Source organism: Cellulomonas sp. PhB150 (assembly GCF_003755175.1).
Taxonomy (GTDB): Bacteria; Actinomycetota; Actinomycetes; order Actinomycetales; family Cellulomonadaceae; genus Cellulomonas.
On sequence record NZ_RKHX01000004.1, the window covers coordinates 361,349 to 375,815 of the forward strand.

The 14,467-nt window shown below is 72.7% G+C and carries 10 protein-coding genes; 3 read left to right on the top strand and 7 right to left on the bottom strand.

The genetic code is table 11. The features are described from left to right. Positions 1 to 2 precede the first annotated feature (2 nt). The 3 genes from EDF34_RS14750 to EDF34_RS14760 all read right to left on the bottom strand — a co-directional run bounded on the left by EDF34_RS14750 (position 3) and on the right by EDF34_RS14760 (position 3,934). Positions 3 to 1,946: a penicillin-binding transpeptidase domain-containing protein gene (locus tag EDF34_RS14750; protein ID WP_123372247.1), complete on the bottom strand. Its 1,944-nt coding sequence runs from the start codon at positions 1,944 to 1,946 to the stop codon at positions 3 to 5. A 127-nt stretch (positions 1,947 to 2,073) separates the two neighbouring features. Further along, on the bottom strand, positions 2,074 to 3,021 hold the full coding sequence (locus EDF34_RS14755) for an aldo/keto reductase (RefSeq protein WP_123372248.1): 948 nt from the start codon (positions 3,019 to 3,021) through the stop codon (positions 2,074 to 2,076). A 1-nt stretch (position 3,022) separates the two neighbouring features. Beyond that, the gene (locus tag EDF34_RS14760; RefSeq protein ID WP_123372249.1) at positions 3,023 to 3,934 is read right to left on the bottom strand and encodes an SDR family oxidoreductase; all 912 of its coding nucleotides are present in this window, start codon (positions 3,932 to 3,934) and stop codon (positions 3,023 to 3,025) included. 101 nt (positions 3,935 to 4,035) lie between these two features. On the opposite strand from EDF34_RS14760, the gene EDF34_RS14765 reads away from it, so the two are divergent. Both EDF34_RS14765 and EDF34_RS14770 read left to right on the top strand, forming a co-directional pair. Next, a complete protein-coding gene (locus tag EDF34_RS14765) occupies positions 4,036 to 4,869 on the top strand; it encodes an aldo/keto reductase (RefSeq protein ID WP_123372250.1) in 834 nt (277 codons plus the stop codon). A gap of 63 nt (positions 4,870 to 4,932) precedes the next feature. Beyond that, complete coding sequence (locus EDF34_RS14770; protein ID WP_123372251.1) at positions 4,933 to 5,265, top strand: YciI family protein; 333 nt, start codon at positions 4,933 to 4,935, stop codon at positions 5,263 to 5,265. 65 nt (positions 5,266 to 5,330) lie between these two features. Here EDF34_RS14770 and EDF34_RS14775 read toward each other — a convergent pair whose 3' ends face one another. Next, entirely contained in the window at positions 5,331 to 7,235 is a 1,905-nt protein-coding gene (locus EDF34_RS14775) for an adenylyl cyclase (RefSeq protein ID WP_123372252.1), read from the bottom strand. Between the two features lie 249 nt (positions 7,236 to 7,484). Continuing rightward, positions 7,485 to 8,492, bottom strand: coding sequence for a LacI family DNA-binding transcriptional regulator (locus EDF34_RS14780; protein WP_123372253.1), 1,008 nt, complete (start codon positions 8,490 to 8,492; stop codon positions 7,485 to 7,487). 127 nt (positions 8,493 to 8,619) lie between these two features. Between EDF34_RS14780 and EDF34_RS14785 the strand changes: the two genes are divergently transcribed. Then, on the top strand, positions 8,620 to 10,539 hold the full coding sequence (locus EDF34_RS14785) for a discoidin domain-containing protein (protein ID WP_123372254.1): 1,920 nt from the start codon (positions 8,620 to 8,622) through the stop codon (positions 10,537 to 10,539). 62 nt (positions 10,540 to 10,601) lie between these two features. Here the strand turns inward: EDF34_RS14785 and EDF34_RS14790 are convergent, their stop codons facing one another. Both EDF34_RS14790 and EDF34_RS14795 read right to left on the bottom strand, forming a co-directional pair. After that, on the bottom strand, positions 10,602 to 13,118 hold the full coding sequence (locus EDF34_RS14790; RefSeq protein WP_123372255.1) for a polynucleotide kinase-phosphatase: 2,517 nt from the start codon (positions 13,116 to 13,118) through the stop codon (positions 10,602 to 10,604). Continuing rightward, on the bottom strand, positions 13,115 to 14,467 hold the full coding sequence (locus EDF34_RS14795) for a 3' terminal RNA ribose 2'-O-methyltransferase Hen1 (RefSeq protein WP_123372256.1): 1,353 nt from the start codon (positions 14,465 to 14,467) through the stop codon (positions 13,115 to 13,117). Before EDF34_RS14795 ends, EDF34_RS14790 begins: the two co-directional genes overlap by 4 nt.

Here is a 14,467-nt window from a genome sequence, read left to right on the forward strand (position 1 = left end):
GGCTACTTCGCGGCGGCGCGCAGGAACTGCTCCAGGAGCGGGCCCGCGGTCGTCGAACCATAGACGCCCTCGTCCACGAAGACCGCGACCGCGAGATCGCCCTGCGTCGCGATCATCCAGACGTGGTTGCGCAGGTCGTCGGTCGGGCCGAACTGCGCGGTCCCGGTCTTGGCGGCGACCTCGTCGCCCGGCACGTCCTGCAGGAACGTCGCTCCTCCGTCGGTGACGACCGAGCGCATGAGGCTGTGCAGCGTGGTCGCCTCGTCGCGCGTCAGGGGCAGGAGCGGACGGGTGGACTCGGTCGGGCTGGGCTCGGCCGACGCGGTGGGGGTGGGTGTGGCCGCGGCCGACTCGGGGACGACGAGCTGCGGCGTCACCGTCGACCCGTGCGCCACCGACGCCGCCACCGTCGCCATGCCGAGCGGCGAGGCCAGGACGCGCCCCTGGCCGATCATCGTCGCGGCGTGGTCGGTGCCGTCGGAGTCGGCCGGGACCGCGCCGAGGAACGACGCGAAGCCGAGCGTCGCACCGGGCACGAGGCCCAGCGAGCCGGCGGCGTCGATGAGTGCGTCCTGCGAGGCAGTGTCCCGCTGGGAGATGAAGGCCGTGTTGCACGAGTTCGCGAACGCCGTGCGCAGGTCGATCGCCCCCTGGTGCTGCGCCGGGTAGTCGGGGAAGTTGTTGAACGTCCGGCCGTCGACGACCTCGCTCTTCGCGCACGTCACCGGGCTGTCCGGGGTCAGGCCGGAGCGCAGGAGCGCGAGGGTGGTGGCGACCTTGAACGTCGAGCCCGGCGCGTACTGGCCGAGCGTCGCCGTCGACATCCCCTTGCCGCCCGGACCGCTGGCTGCCGCGAGGACCTCGCCCGTGGAGGGCCGGATCGCGACCAGCGCGCTGGCCGGCTCCACCTGGGCGAGCACGTTCTCGGCGGACTGCTGCAGCTCGACGTCGAGCGTCGTGCGCAGGGGCTTGCCCGGCGTGGCGTCGGTCTTGTACAGCTGCCGCTCGGTCACCCCGTCGGCGCTGACGGCGTTGATCGTCAGGCCCGGGAGGCCGCGCAGCTGGGCGTCGTACTGCCGCTCGAGGCCGGACAGCCCGGTGAGGTCCCCCGCGGCGATCGCGCCCTTCGAGTTCTCGACGACCTCGGCGGTCGCCGGGCCCACGGTGCCGAGGATCGGACGGGCGAACGAGCGGGTCGGCGCGAGCGGGAGCGTGTCCCGGATCGGGTCGACGCCGTCGAGCTTGCCGAGTGCCTTCACGTCGTAGTCCGGGTCGTCCTCGCGCACGACGATCGCCTCGACGAACGCCTTCGGGCCGGCTGCCGCAACCTGCTTCGCGTACGCCGCGGCGTCCAGGTCGAGCGCCTTCGCGAGCGCGCGCGCCGCCTTGCCCTGGTCGGCCGGGTCGACCCGCGTCTTGTCGACGCCGATCCGCCACACGTCCCGGTCGGTGACGATCACCTCGTCGTCCGCGCCGAGCACCTCGGCGCGGGGAGCGCGCACGCGGGCCACGTCGATGGTCTCGTCCGCCGCCAGGTCCGGCGCGAGCAGGTCCGGGTCCCAGGCGGCCTGCCAGTCGTCGTCGGCCCGCGTGAGGTCCGCGGTGACCTCATAGGTCCAGTCCTCGTCGGAGGAGTCGACGTCCCAGGTGTACCCGTAGGTCGCGGTCGCCTTGGCGTCGTCGTCGGGGTCCACCGTGACGGACGCCAGCACCACCTGCGGCTTGCGGTCGCCGAGGGCCTCGAACGCGCTGCCTCGCTGCGTCGTGGCCTGCGCCGTCGACGACGGCGCCGTGAACGCGACGTCGGAGAAGTCGCCCGTGCCGAGCGCCTGTCCCAGGGTCTTGGCGGCGGCCTCCGGCCCCGGCGGGTCGCTCGTGCAGGCGGTCAGCCCGACGAGCGACGCGACCACTCCAGCAGTCACCCAGAACCTGCGGGCGGACACCATCGACTCTCCCTCGCGTCACGGTCGTGAGGGGTCCGTCAGACGCCCCCACCCGAGAGTGTCGCACCGGGCTCCGACATGCTGGCCGTTGGGCGACCCTTCACGGTTCCTCCCCAACGCGCGCCGGGCCTCAGTCGGCGTCCAGCCAGGTCCGGGCCGGTGGCAGCAGCTCCTCGAGCTCGGGCCACAGGGCGTCGGGGAGCACGGCGGCCGCGGCCTCGAGCGTCGCGGAGACGCGCGCGGGGCGGCTCATCCCGACGATCGTCGAGGCGACCTGCGGGTCGCGCAACGAGAACTGGAGCGCGGCGGTGCGCAGGTCCGTGCCGTGCTCGGCGCACACGGCGTGCATCGCGGACACCGCGGCGAGCACCTCCGGCGGCGCCTCGCGGTAGCCGTACGTCGTGGACGAGCCCGCGGCCGACGCCAGGATGCCGCCGCCGAAGACCGCGGCGTTGAGCACGCCCGTGCCCCGCCGCCGCGCCTCGGCGACGAGCGGGCCCGCGCTGCGGTCGAGCAGCGTCCAGCGGTTGTGCACGAGCAGCACGTCGAAGACCCCGAGCTCGAGGTACCGCGCGATCTCCTGGACCCGCCCGCCGGCCAGGCCGATCGCGCCGACAGCGCCGGACTCGCGCAGCCCGACGAGGGTGTCGACGGCCCCGCCGGGCGCCGTGAGATCGGCGAAGTCGTGGCCCTCCGGGTCGTGCAGGTGGACGAGCGGCAGCACGTCGATGCCGAGCCGCGAGCGGCTCTCGTCGACCGAGGCCCGCACGCGCGCACCCGAGTAGTCGGACCCGACGGGGTCCACCTTGGTCGCGACGACGACGCCCGGCGGCACCCCGCCCGCGAGAGCGAGCGCCGCCCCGATGCGCCGCTCGCTCTCGCCGTCGGAGTAGCCGTTCGACGTGTCGATGAAGCGGATCGGGCTGTCCAGCACGGCGCCGACCGTCGCGACGGCCTCGTCGGCCGGGACGTCACGACCGAAGAGGGCCGGCATGCTGCCGAGCGGACCACCGCCGAGGCAGACCGCGGAGACCGTCAGGTCGGTGCCGGGCAAGGGCCGCAGCCAGCTCATAGGCATCTCACCGAGCGTCCGGCAGGCGTGTCCCGGTCAGCTTCTCGGCCGCGTCCCAGACCCAGGCCGCCGCGCGCTCGTCGCGCATGTGCCGGGACAGGCGCGCCGGGCCGGTGGGGCCGACGAGGCTGAACGTGCCGCTCGGGCCGTAGTAGGCGCCGCGCTGGGCGTCGGGATCGGCCGCCGCGAAGAGCATCGGCTCGGCGCCCTCGGCCGCCTCCTGCACGGGCACGAAGGGCAGGTCGAGCAGCGAGCGGGACGGCTTGTCGCGCCCGAGCGACGCGCCCGCCGTCTGCAGGTTGGTGCGCGTGAAACCGGGATGGGCGGCCGCGCTGAGCAGCGCCCACCCCCGCTCGTCGGCCACCCTGGCCAGGTGCCGTGCGAGGTAGAGGTCGGCGAGCTTGGACTGCCCGTACGCGCGCTGCGGGCTGTACCCCCGCGTCCACTGCAGGTCGTCGGTGCGGATCCGGCCCCAGTGCGCCGCGATCGAGCTCATCGTCACGACGCGCGGCGCGGGAGCGGCCAGCAGCAGGGGCAGCAGGCGGTTGGTGAGGGCGAGCGGGCCGAGGAAGTTCGTCCCCAGCTGCAGCTCGAACCCGTCGACCGTCTCGAACCGCTCCGGCGGCGCCATCACGCCCGCGTTGTTGAGCAGCAGGTCGACGTGCGGCAGGTCGAGCCCCACGACGAACTTCTCGACCGACGCCAGGTCGGCGAGGTCGAGGACCCGGACCTCGGCGCTCGCCGCGGGGTGCAGGGCACGGACCTCGGCGAGGGCTCGCTCCCCCTTGCCGACGTCGCGCACCGCCAGGATCACGTGCGCCCCGGCGCCCGCGAGCCGCTTGGCCGCCTCGAGGCCCGTGCCGCTGTTCGCTCCGGTGACGACCGCGGTGCGGCCGTGCTGGTCAGGGACGACGTACACGGGCTACCTCCGGGGGACGACGAACGGCGAAGGCCGACGCTGCCACGGCCGCGGGCCTCCCACAAATCGCGGAGCGCCCCGGCGCGGGGTCTGATGGAGGCATGTCGACCATCCCTGTCATCACCCTGAACAACGGCGTCGAGATCCCCCAGCTGGGCTTCGGCGTCTTCCAGATCGAGCCGGACAAGACCGCCGACGCGGTCGTCACCGCGTTCGACGCCGGCTACCGGCACATCGACACGGCGCAGATGTACCGCAACGAGGCCGGCGTCGGCGAGGCCATCAAGCGCTCGGGCCTGCCGCGCGACGAGGTCTTCGTCACGAGCAAGCTCAACAACGACTCGCACGACCCCGAGGTGGCCGCGGCCGCGTTCGACCGGACGCTCGAGGCGCTCGACACCGACCACGTGGACCTGTTCCTCATCCACTGGCCGCTGCCGACCGTCGGCGACTTCGTCGAGACGTGGCACGCGATGGAGGAGATCTACCGCTCGGGCCGCGCGAAGGCCATCGGCGTCTCCAACTTCCAGCCGCACCACCTGCGCCGCCTGATCGACGGCTCCACGATCGTCCCGGCCGTCAACCAGATCGAGGTGCACCCCTACCTGACGCAGGCCGAGGTCCGCGCGTTCGGCACCGAGCACGGCATCGCGACCGAGGCGTGGTCGCCGATCGCCCAGGGCAAGGTGCTCGACGACGCGACCATCGTCCGCATCGCCGAGGCGCACGACCGCACGCCGGCGCAGGTCACCCTCCGCTGGCACATCCAGCGCGGCGACATCGTCTTCCCCAAGTCGGTCACGAAGAAGCGGATCCGCGAGAACCTGGCGCTGTTCGACTTCGAGCTCGACGGCGTGGACATGGCGGCCATCGACGGCCTCAACCGCGACGAGCGCACGGGACCGAACCCGGACACGTTCGACTACGTGCCCTGAGGCTGTCGATCCGGGCACTGCTCGCGCGTCATGTCCATGACCGCAGACACCAGGAGGACCGCCATGGCCAAGTACCTGCTCAACGTCGTCGAGCCCGCCGGGCCGCCGCCGGGTGACCTCGATCTCGATCAGATCATGAAGGACGTCGACGCCCTCGACCAGGAGCTGCGCACCGCGAGCCTCTGGGTCTTCGCGGGTGGCCTCGAGCCGCCCACCGCGGCGAAGACGATCCGGCCGGAGGGCGACGTGCTCGACGGCCCGTTCGTCGAGACCGCCGAGCACGTGGGCGGCTTCACGATCGTGGACGTGCACGACGAGGCCGAGGCGATCGGGTGGGGCAAGCGGTTCTCCGCGGCCACCGGCCTGCCGGTCGAGGTGCGCGCGTTCCGGTACTGACGCACGCCTGAACGCACGAGGGGCGGGCCATCACTCCCGATGGCCCGCCCCTCGTCACTCCCGCGTCAGGGCGCGGGGTACTCCGCCAGGTAGGCCGTCGTCGACCCGCCCGGTGCCCCCACCGCCGGACCGCCCACGCCGTTGACGACGTGGTCGATCGTCCCAGCGTTGTTGAGCGAGACGATGATCATGTTGTGCAGCTTCACGCCGCTGCGCTCCGGGACCTCCAACGCGTTCGTGGCGTGCAACGTCGGATCGACGTTGGTGTAGATGTAGCTGCCCAGGCCCCACGCCTCGTGCGTCGCCACCTTGTCGCTGACCTTGTAGCCGGCGTAGCCGAGGGTCTTCCCGTGCTGCCAGGCGGCCTGGTTCGGCGCGTCGTACGGCAGCTCGTTCTGGAAGAAGATCGTCTTGCCCCGCTCGCCGTTCCAGACGACGTTGTACTTCTGGTAGTGCTCGGAGAACAGGCCGGTGGCGAGCACGTCGTTGCCGTTGACCAGCACGCCGGTCTCCGCGGTGTTGACGTCCCAGCCCACGCCCCCCACGCCGTGGTCGGCGCGCCAGGCCCAGGTGTGGTCGACGATCACGTTGTTCGAGTTGACCACCAGCGACTGCGTGGCCTTGCCGACGTGCGCCCCGCCGATCCGGAAGAAGACGTCGCTCAGCGTCGTCGGGTCCTTCGGGTCGGACAGGTGCTGCTTGCGCAGCAGGCCGTCGATCTTCGACAGCGCCGTGCCGACCTTGAGCAGCGCCGGGGAGTTCTGCGCGCCGGCGTCGAACATGATGCCGGCGATCTTCACACCCTTGACGTCGAGGGTCTGCAGGCCGACCGAGCCGTTCTCGGGCACGATCGTCGCGAGGCCGAGCCCGAGCACCACCTGGTCGGGCCGAACCACGGTGATGGGCTTGCTGTTGTGGTAGATCCCGGGGGTCAGCAGCAGGTGCTTGCCCGCCAGGAGGGCCGCGTTGAGGTACTTGACGTTGTCACCGGGCTTGGCGACGAAGAACTTGTTCAGCGGGATCGACTTCCCCGCCGTCGAGCCCGACTTCCAGGACGTGCCCGAGGAGTCCTTGATCGCGTCCGGGACGAAGACGTTCCACTTGCCCTTCGCGTCGACGTAGAGGAACGGCTTCTCACGCGACAGCGGCGTCGCGGCGAGGGTCGTGTACTTGTTGTCGTCGGTGAACGGGCCGCCCGCGGGCGCGCCCTCCACGCCGGAGAACACCTGGTTCCACACGAAGTTGCTCCAGCCCGCGACCGAGCTGTTCCGCGTGAGGAACTGCTGCTGCGAGCCGCTCACCACGAACGGCAGCGCGGAGTCGGCGATGAAGCCGCCGCTGGCGTACTGCGGTCCGGCGGTGCAGTAGTCCATGAGCGAGAGGTTCGCGCCCGTGAGCTCGACCCGGCGCATCGGCGCGGCCTGCGAGACGGCCCAGAAGTTGGCCGAGTCGCGGCAGCCGTCGCCGCCCCCGACGAAGTTGATCGACAGGTTCGACAGCGACCGCCAGAAGTTGACCAGCGCGATGCAGTTGCTGTCGGCTCCGGGCTCCACCGGCAGGCAGCGGTTGTAGACCTCGATCGCGCCGTTGATCTTGACGTCGCCGGGGTTGAGGCCGAGGCCCGCGACCTCGGTGTAGTAGCCGACCTGGAACCGCAGCGGGTGCTCGGCCGTGCCGTAGGTGCCGGGCTTGAACAGCAGCGCGTAGCGGCCGTCGCCCATCTCGGCGTCGACCTGCTTGTCGTGGATCGCGTCGACGGTCGCCTGGATCTGGTCGACCGGCATGCTCGGGTCGAAGACGATCGTGTTCGGGCCCAGGTCCGGCTCGTTCTTGTTGGTAGCGCTTGCAGGCGACGCGACGGCGGCCGCGACCGTTGCCGCGAGGGCGAGGGAGAGGACGGCGGCGCCGAGGCGCCGGGCTGACCGAGGGCTGTGCGTCCGCCGGTGCGGGCGGCGCGTGGTGGGCAGCATGAATCGACCTTTCTGCAGGGGAGGTCAATGTCGGGCCTCGTCTCGGTGCGTGCCGACCTGGGATCGAGGCGCCCTCGTTGGCGCCTCGTCGGGTGCAGCACCGGCCGTCACGAGGTAGGACAAAACGTACCGTTCGGGCAGCGGCTGTCAACCCTTACTGAGTGGAAAGTAGGCGTGGGAACCGGCCGCAACTGGACGCGCTCCCAGTCCTGGTGGAAGTGGCACCGCTGGCGCCCACCAGCCCCCGGGTCAGGCGGGTGGGACCGGGCCGGTCGAGCCGCGCGGCACCAGTTCCGTCGCGAGCTCCACGTGGAGCGCGTCGAGCTTGTGGCGTTCCAGGAGGCGGACCAGCAGGCTCACCGCGATCCGGCCCATCTCCGCGAGGGGCTGCCGGACCGTCGTGAGCTGCGGTGTGGTCGCACGGCTCAGCTCGAGGTCGTCGAACCCGGCCACCGAGACGTCGTCGGGCACCCGCAGCCCTCGCGCGGCGGCGGCGCGCAGTGCGCCGACCGCGCTCTGGTCGTTGAAGCAGACCAGCGCCGTCGGGCGGTCCGGCAGGTCGAGCAGCTCGCCGGCCGCTCGCTCGCCGTCGTCGGAGGTGGCGTGGGTGAACCGGACGAGCTCGGGGGGCGGCAGGATCCCGACGTCGACCATCGCCGCGGCGTGCCCCGAGTAGCGGTCGTTGCCCGCGACCCACTCGCGCGGACCCGCGACGACGCCGATCCGGCGGTGGCCGAGCCCGAGCAGGTGCTGGGTGACCTGCCGGGCGCCGGCGAAGTGGGCCGCGGAGACGGCCGCGATGTCCCGGGGCGGGGCGACGCGCGGGTCGACGACGACGAACGGGAAGCCGCGCCTCCGGAGGGCGACGAGCTCGTCGTCGGCTTCCGGCGGCAGGACGAGCACCGCTCCGGCGACGTCGCGGGTTGGCAGGGTGGCGAGCGGGTGCGCGGCCTGTGCGGACTCGCCCGCGTCGAGCAGCATGCTCCGGCCGTGCAGGTCGAGGGCCTCCGCGATCGACGAGACGATCGGGCCGAAGTAGTCGGACAGCACGTAGGGGCAGCGCACGAAGACCGGCCCGGTCCGGACGCCCGCCGCAGCGCGGGGCGAGGGGGCCGACGAGCCTCGCGCGGCCAGAGCGGCCTCGACGCGGGCCCTCGTCGCGGGAGTCACGTTGTCCTGGCCGTTGAGCACCCGGGAGACCGTCGCGATCGACACCCCGACCTCGGCGGCCACCTCACGCACCGTGGACCGCGCCATCGTTACATCTCCTGTTTCACAGGCTGCAGCGGTTGACAGGCACACAAATCGCGGGTGTTCTGTCACTTGTCGGGCGATTCGTCCGATGTTTCAGGATGTTACATGACTCGACTCAATGGAGAGTGCGATGAGGAGATCCACGTTCGCCGCCACGGCGGCGCTCGCGCTGGTCGTCGGGGTCACCACCCCGGCCGCCGCGCACGGTGGCGCCAGGCACGACGACCCGCAGGCCCAGGTGTGGGTGACGACGGTCGACCGCGCCGAGCTGCTGCACCAGCGCGCGCCGGTCGCGTTCACGAAGGACGCGTCGGACCTCACGACGATCGTCGTCGACCCGAACCAGCGCTTCCAGACGATGGACGGCTTCGGCGCCTCGATCACGGACTCGTCCGCGGCGCTCCTGGCCGCGATGCCGAAGGCGACCCGCGACGCGACCATGCGCAAGCTGTTCGACCCCCGCGCGGGCATCGGCGTCAGCTTCCTGCGCCAGCCCGTCGGCTCGTCGGACTTCACCGCCGCCGACGAGCACTACACGTTCGACGACGTCGCCCCCGGCCAGACGGACCTCCCGCTGAAGAGGTTCAGCATCGCGCACGACGAGGAGCAGGTGCTGCCTCTGCTGCGCCAGGCCAAGAGGCTCAACCCGCAGCTCACCGTCCTGGCCACCCCCTGGAGCCCGCCGGCGTGGATGAAGACCGGCGACTCCCTCGTCGGCGGCCGCCTCAAGGACGACCCGAAGATCTACGACGCCTACGCGCGCTACCTGGTGAAGTTCGTGCAGGCGTACGCGAAGGCGGGCGTGCCGGTCGACTACCTGACCGTGCAGAACGAGCCGCAGAACCGCACGCCCAGCGAGTACCCGGGCACGGACATGCCGGTCGCGCAGCAGATCAAGGTCATCGAGGCGCTCGGCCCGATGCTGAAGAAGGCCAGCCCGCGCACCCAGATCCTGGGCTACGACCACAACTGGGAGACGCACCCGAACGACGCCGCGAACACCCCTCCCGGTGAGGACCCGGGCACGGACTACCCGTACCAGCTGCTCGACAGCCCGGCCGCGAAGTGGGTCGCCGGCACCGCCTACCACTGCTACTACGGCGACCCGTCGGCGCAGACCGCCCTGCACGACGCCTACCCGAAGAAGGGCATCTGGTTCACGGAGTGCTCCGGCTCGCACGGCGCGACCGACACCCCTGAGCAGATCTTCCGCGGCACGCTCACCTGGCACGCCCGGACGCTGACCATCGGCACGACCCGGAACTGGGCCAAGTCGGTCGTCAACTGGAACATCGCGTTGCGCGAGGACGGCGGCCCGCACCTCGGCGGCTGCGACACCTGCACGGGCCTGGTGACGGTGGCCGACGACGGCACCGTGCGGACCGACGCGGAGTACTACACGATCGGGCACCTCTCGAAGTTCGTGAAGCCGGGCGCCGTGCGCATCGGGTCCACGTCGTTCGGGACCACCGGGTGGAACGGCCAGATCATGGACGTGGCCTTCCGGAACCCGGACGGCTCGACCGCGCTCGTCGTGCACAACGAGAACGACGACCCGCGCTCGTTCGCGGTCGCCGTGGGCGACCGCACGTTCGAGTACACGCTGCCCGGCGGATCGCTGGCGACGTTCACGTGGCCCGCCTCGCGCGCGCTGAAGCCGGCACTGCACGCCGTGCCAATGACGCACGCCACCGCGAACGCGTCGCTCAACCCGTCCGACGCGGCGCTCGCCATCGACGGGGACGCCTCGACCCGCTGGTCGAGCGGTGCCGCGCAAGCCCCGGGCCAGTACCTGCAGGTCGACCTCGGGAAGGTGAAGACGTTCCGGCAGGTGGCGATCGACAGCGGCGACAACCTGGGCGACTACGCCCGGTCGTGGACGCTGACCGCCAGCCGCGACGGCCGCATCTGGCACACGATCGGCAGCGGGACCGGCACGGGCCAGCTGACCACGGTCGACACCCGCACCACGGCCCGCTACCTGCGGGTCAATGCCGCGGGCGAGGCCGGCAACTGGTGGTCCCTGGCGGACATCCGCCTGTACCGCTGACCCACCACCCGCGAGTGCTACCCACGCGTGGGTAGCACTCGCGGGGTAGCACTCGCGGGGGGCTAGAGGCGGGGGTCCACCGGGTCCGACTCCATCGCGAGGACCGCGAAGACCGGTTCGTGGATGCGCCAGAGGGGCTCCGCACGGGCCAGGCGCTCGAGGGACTCCAGGCCCAGCGCGTACTCGCGCAGGGCGAGCGAGCGCTTGAGGCCGATGTGCCGGTCCTTGAGGCGGACCAGGTTCTCCGGGACCGTGTAGTCCGGGCCGTAGATGATCCGCAGGTACTCGCGACCACGCACCTTGAGGCCGGGCTGGACCAGCCCGCGGCGGGTGCGCGTGAGGTTGGTGACCGGCTTGACGACCATGCCCTCGCCGCCGGCGGCCGTGAGCGTCGTCCACCACTCGACGGCCTCGGCCGGATCGGCGGTGTCCACGACGACGCGGCCCGTGGTGCGGAACAGCTCGGGGTCGGCGGCGACGAGGCGGTCGGCGATCGCGAGGTGCCACAGGTGGTCGCGGTCGTGGAAGGTCGAGCCCTCGGCGGCCAGCACCTGGAAGACCGCGAGCTGCACGCCGTCGAGCCCGTCGGTGTCCCAGCGGTAGCGGCGGTAGGCGGCCGAGTACGCGTCGGCGTCCTCGCGCCGCACCGCGGTCCGGGCGGTGAGGTCGGCGACGTCCAGGCCGCGGGCCGCGGCCGTGCCCAACGCGGACAGCGCCGCGGGCAGCGCCAGGCGGGCGGCCGCACCCACGGCCGCGTACTGGGTGCGCAGCAGGGGGTCCGCCTTGAGCGACCACGGCAGGAGCTCGGCGTCGAGCAGCAGCCAGTCCGTCCCGAGCTCGGCGAAGACCGGCGCGGCGGCCGCGCGGACGCGGGCGAGCAGCTGCTCCGTGAGGTCGTCGTCCAGGAACGCCCGCCCGGTGCGGGTGTAGACGGCACCGGTCCGGCCGGGCTCGCCCCCGAAGCGTCGGGCCGCGACGGACGCGTCGGCACACACGAGCACGACGGCGCGCGAGCCCATGTGCTTCTCCTCGCAGATCACGCGCGGCACGTCGACGGCGGCGAACGCCGCGAACGCCTCGTCCGGGTGCTCGAGGAAGTCCGGGCGCGGCGAGGTCGCCACGGGCGCCATCGTCGGCGGCAGGTAGGGCAGCCAGCGCGGGTGCAGCGCGAAACGGCTCATCACCTCGAGCGCGCCCGCGGCCTGCTCGGCGCGGACGGTGATGCGGCCGTGGTGAGCGGTCTCCACGACGCGCGACCCGAGCACGTCGGTGATCGCGAGGTCGTCGTCGGCGCGGACGTCCGCCACGGCCGGGAACGGCCGGGCTGGCTCGTACCAGACCTGCTCCGCGTCGACCTGGACGATCTCGCGTTCCGGGTAGCGCAGCGCGGTGAGCCGGCCGCCGAAGACGGCGCCGGTGTCGAGGCACATCGTGTTGTTGACCCACTCCGGCTCGGGCGTGGGCGTGTGGCCGTAGAGGACGGTGGCGCGGCCGCGGTAGTCCTGCGCCCAGGGGTAGCGCACGGGCAGGCCGAACTCGTCGGTCTCACCGGTCGTGTCGCCGTAGAGGGCGAACGAGCGCACCCGGCCCGAGGCGCGCCCGTGGTACTCCTCCTTGAGCCCGGCGTGCGCGACGACGAGTCGCCCGTCGTCGAGCACCAGGTGGGCGAGGAGGCCGTCGCACCAGTCGAGCACCGCTCGGCGTTCGTCGTCGGGCACCGCGGCGAGCTGCTCGAGCGTCGTCTCGAGCCCGTGGCTGACCTGGACCTGCCGCCCGCGCAGCGCGCGAACCAGCTTGGCCTCGTGGTTGCCGGACACCGCGAGCGCGTGGCCGGCCGCCGACATGCCCATCACCAGACGGAGCACGCCCGGGCTGTCGGGGCCGCGGTCGACGAGGTCGCCGACGAACACCGCGGTGCGACCGTCGGGGTGGGCGGCGTCGACCGGGCCGCGCTCGTCGCGGGTGATCGCGTAGCCGAGGCGGCCGAGCAGCGTGGTGAGCTCGGGCAGGCAGCCGTGCACGTCGCCGATCACGTCGAAGGGTCCGTGCCGGTCGCGCAGGTCGTTGCGCAGCTTCTCGCGCACGACCTGCGCGGTGTCGATCTCCTCGACGCCCGACAGCACGTGCACGGTGCGGAAGCCCTCGCGTTCGAGGCCGCGCAGCGATCGGCGCAGCTGGTCGTGCTGGCGGCGGACGACGTGCGCCCCGAAGTCGCGGTCCGCGCGCCCGGCGTTGCGCTCGAGCGCGACCGCCACCGGGACGTCGAGCACGATCGCCACGGGCAGCACGTCGTGCGCCCGGGCCAGGTCGAGGATCTGCTTGCGCCCCTCGCGGCCCACGTTGGTCGCGTCGACCACGGTGAGTCGCCCGCGGGACAGCCGCTTGGCGACGATGGCGCCGAGCAGCTCGAACGCGTCCTTGGTGGCCGACTGGTCGTTCTCGTCGTCGGCCACCAGACCGCGGCAGTAGTCGCTCGAGACGACCTCGAACGGCCCGAAGTGGCGCGCGGCGAACGTGGACTTGCCCGAGCCGGAGGTCCCGACGAGCGCGACGAGCGAGAGCTCGGGGATGCCGATCATCGGGCCACCTCCGTGAGGATCGCGAGCTGCGTGGGTGCCCCGAGGGCCTCGTCGGGCTCGCCGACGTCCCGCAGCTCGACCGCGTACCCGTGCCGCTCGCCCACGCCCGAGGCCCACGCGGCGAACTCCCCCCGGGTCCACTCGAAGCGGTGGTCCGGGTGCCGCATCCCGCCGGGCTGGAGGCGCTCGTAGAGCACGTTGTACTCGGCGTTCGGGGTCGTCACGACGACCGCGTGCGGGCGGGCGTGCGCGAACACGGTCGCCTCCAGCGCGGGCAGCCGGTCCGGGTCGAGGTGCTCGACGACCTCCATGAGCACGAGCGCGTCGAACCCGGCGATCGCCGGGTCGCGATAGGTGGCCGACGACTGGCGCAGCGTGACCCGCGCACGCTGCTGGTCGGAGAGCCGCTCGAGCCACCGCCCCGCGCGGTCGAGCTCGCGCGCCGCGACGTCGATGCCGACCAGCTCGGTGAACGCCGGGTCGGTGACCAGGTCCCGCAGGAGGGCACCCTCGCCGCAGCCCAGGTCCACGACCCGGTGCGCGCCGACGTCCCGCAGCGCGGTGGCGACCGCGTCCCGGCGCACCCGTGCCAGCGAGACGCGGGGGGCAGGCTGGGCGGCCGGCTCCGTCGCGGGGCCGTCGAGCCGCGTGCTCGCGTCGTCGACGTACGCGCGCTGGTGCGCGAGGTAGCGGCGCGTGATGAGCTCGCGCTCCGGGTGCTCGGCGAGCCAGTCGCCGCCGGCGCGCAGCAGCTTGTCGACCTCGTCGGGCCCCACCCAGTAGTGCTTGGTGTCATCGAGCACGGGCAGCAGGACGTACAGGTGCGTGAGCGCGTCGGCGAGCGTCAGGGTCCCGACGAGCGCGAGGTCGACGTACGGGGCGTCGCCCCACTGCGGGACCTCCGGGTCGAGCGGCGCGGTGCGGGCGGCGACGTCCCAGCCGAGCGGCGCGAACAGCCGCTCGACGAGCTCCGGGCCGTCCGCGCACGGGACGGCCGGCACGCGCACGGTCAGCGGCAGCGCCACGCCCTCGAGGTCCGGGCGCAGGGCGCAGCGGCCCTTCCTGGCCGTCGAGAACACCTTGCCCAGCGCGACCGCGAGCAGCGACGACGCCGCGTACGGGCGGTCGTTGACGTACTGGTCCTGGCTCGCGGCCCGCCCGCGGACCAGCGCGACGGGGTCGACCTCGAGCAGAAGCGCGACCGTGCATCGCTCCGCCGTGGCCTCGGGGTAGAACACGTGCGCGACACCGACGGGCAGCTCGAACCGCTGCACCCGGTCCGGGTGCTTGTGCAGGAGGAAGCCCAGGTCGGTCGCATCGGCGGCCGTCGACGTCACGGTGAGGAGCAC

Bases quoted from the DNA above. Each gene is read 5' to 3' on its own strand.
- EDF34_RS14750 (WP_123372247.1), bottom strand. From the start codon at position 1,946: ATGGTGTCCGCCCGCAGGTTCTGGGTGACTGCTGGAGTGGTCGCGTCG.
- EDF34_RS14755 (WP_123372248.1), bottom strand. From the start codon at position 3,021: ATGCCTATGAGCTGGCTGCGGCCCTTGCCCGGCACCGACCTGACGGTC.
- EDF34_RS14765 (WP_123372250.1), top strand. From the start codon at position 4,036: ATGTCGACCATCCCTGTCATCACCCTGAACAACGGCGTCGAGATCCCC.
- EDF34_RS14770 (WP_123372251.1), top strand. From the start codon at position 4,933: ATGGCCAAGTACCTGCTCAACGTCGTCGAGCCCGCCGGGCCGCCGCCG.
- EDF34_RS14775 (WP_123372252.1), bottom strand. From the start codon at position 7,235: ATGCTGCCCACCACGCGCCGCCCGCACCGGCGGACGCACAGCCCTCGG.
- EDF34_RS14780 (WP_123372253.1), bottom strand. From the start codon at position 8,492: ATGGCGCGGTCCACGGTGCGTGAGGTGGCCGCCGAGGTCGGGGTGTCG.
- EDF34_RS14785 (WP_123372254.1), top strand. From the start codon at position 8,620: ATGAGGAGATCCACGTTCGCCGCCACGGCGGCGCTCGCGCTGGTCGTC.
- EDF34_RS14790 (WP_123372255.1), bottom strand. From the start codon at position 13,118: ATGATCGGCATCCCCGAGCTCTCGCTCGTCGCGCTCGTCGGGACCTCC.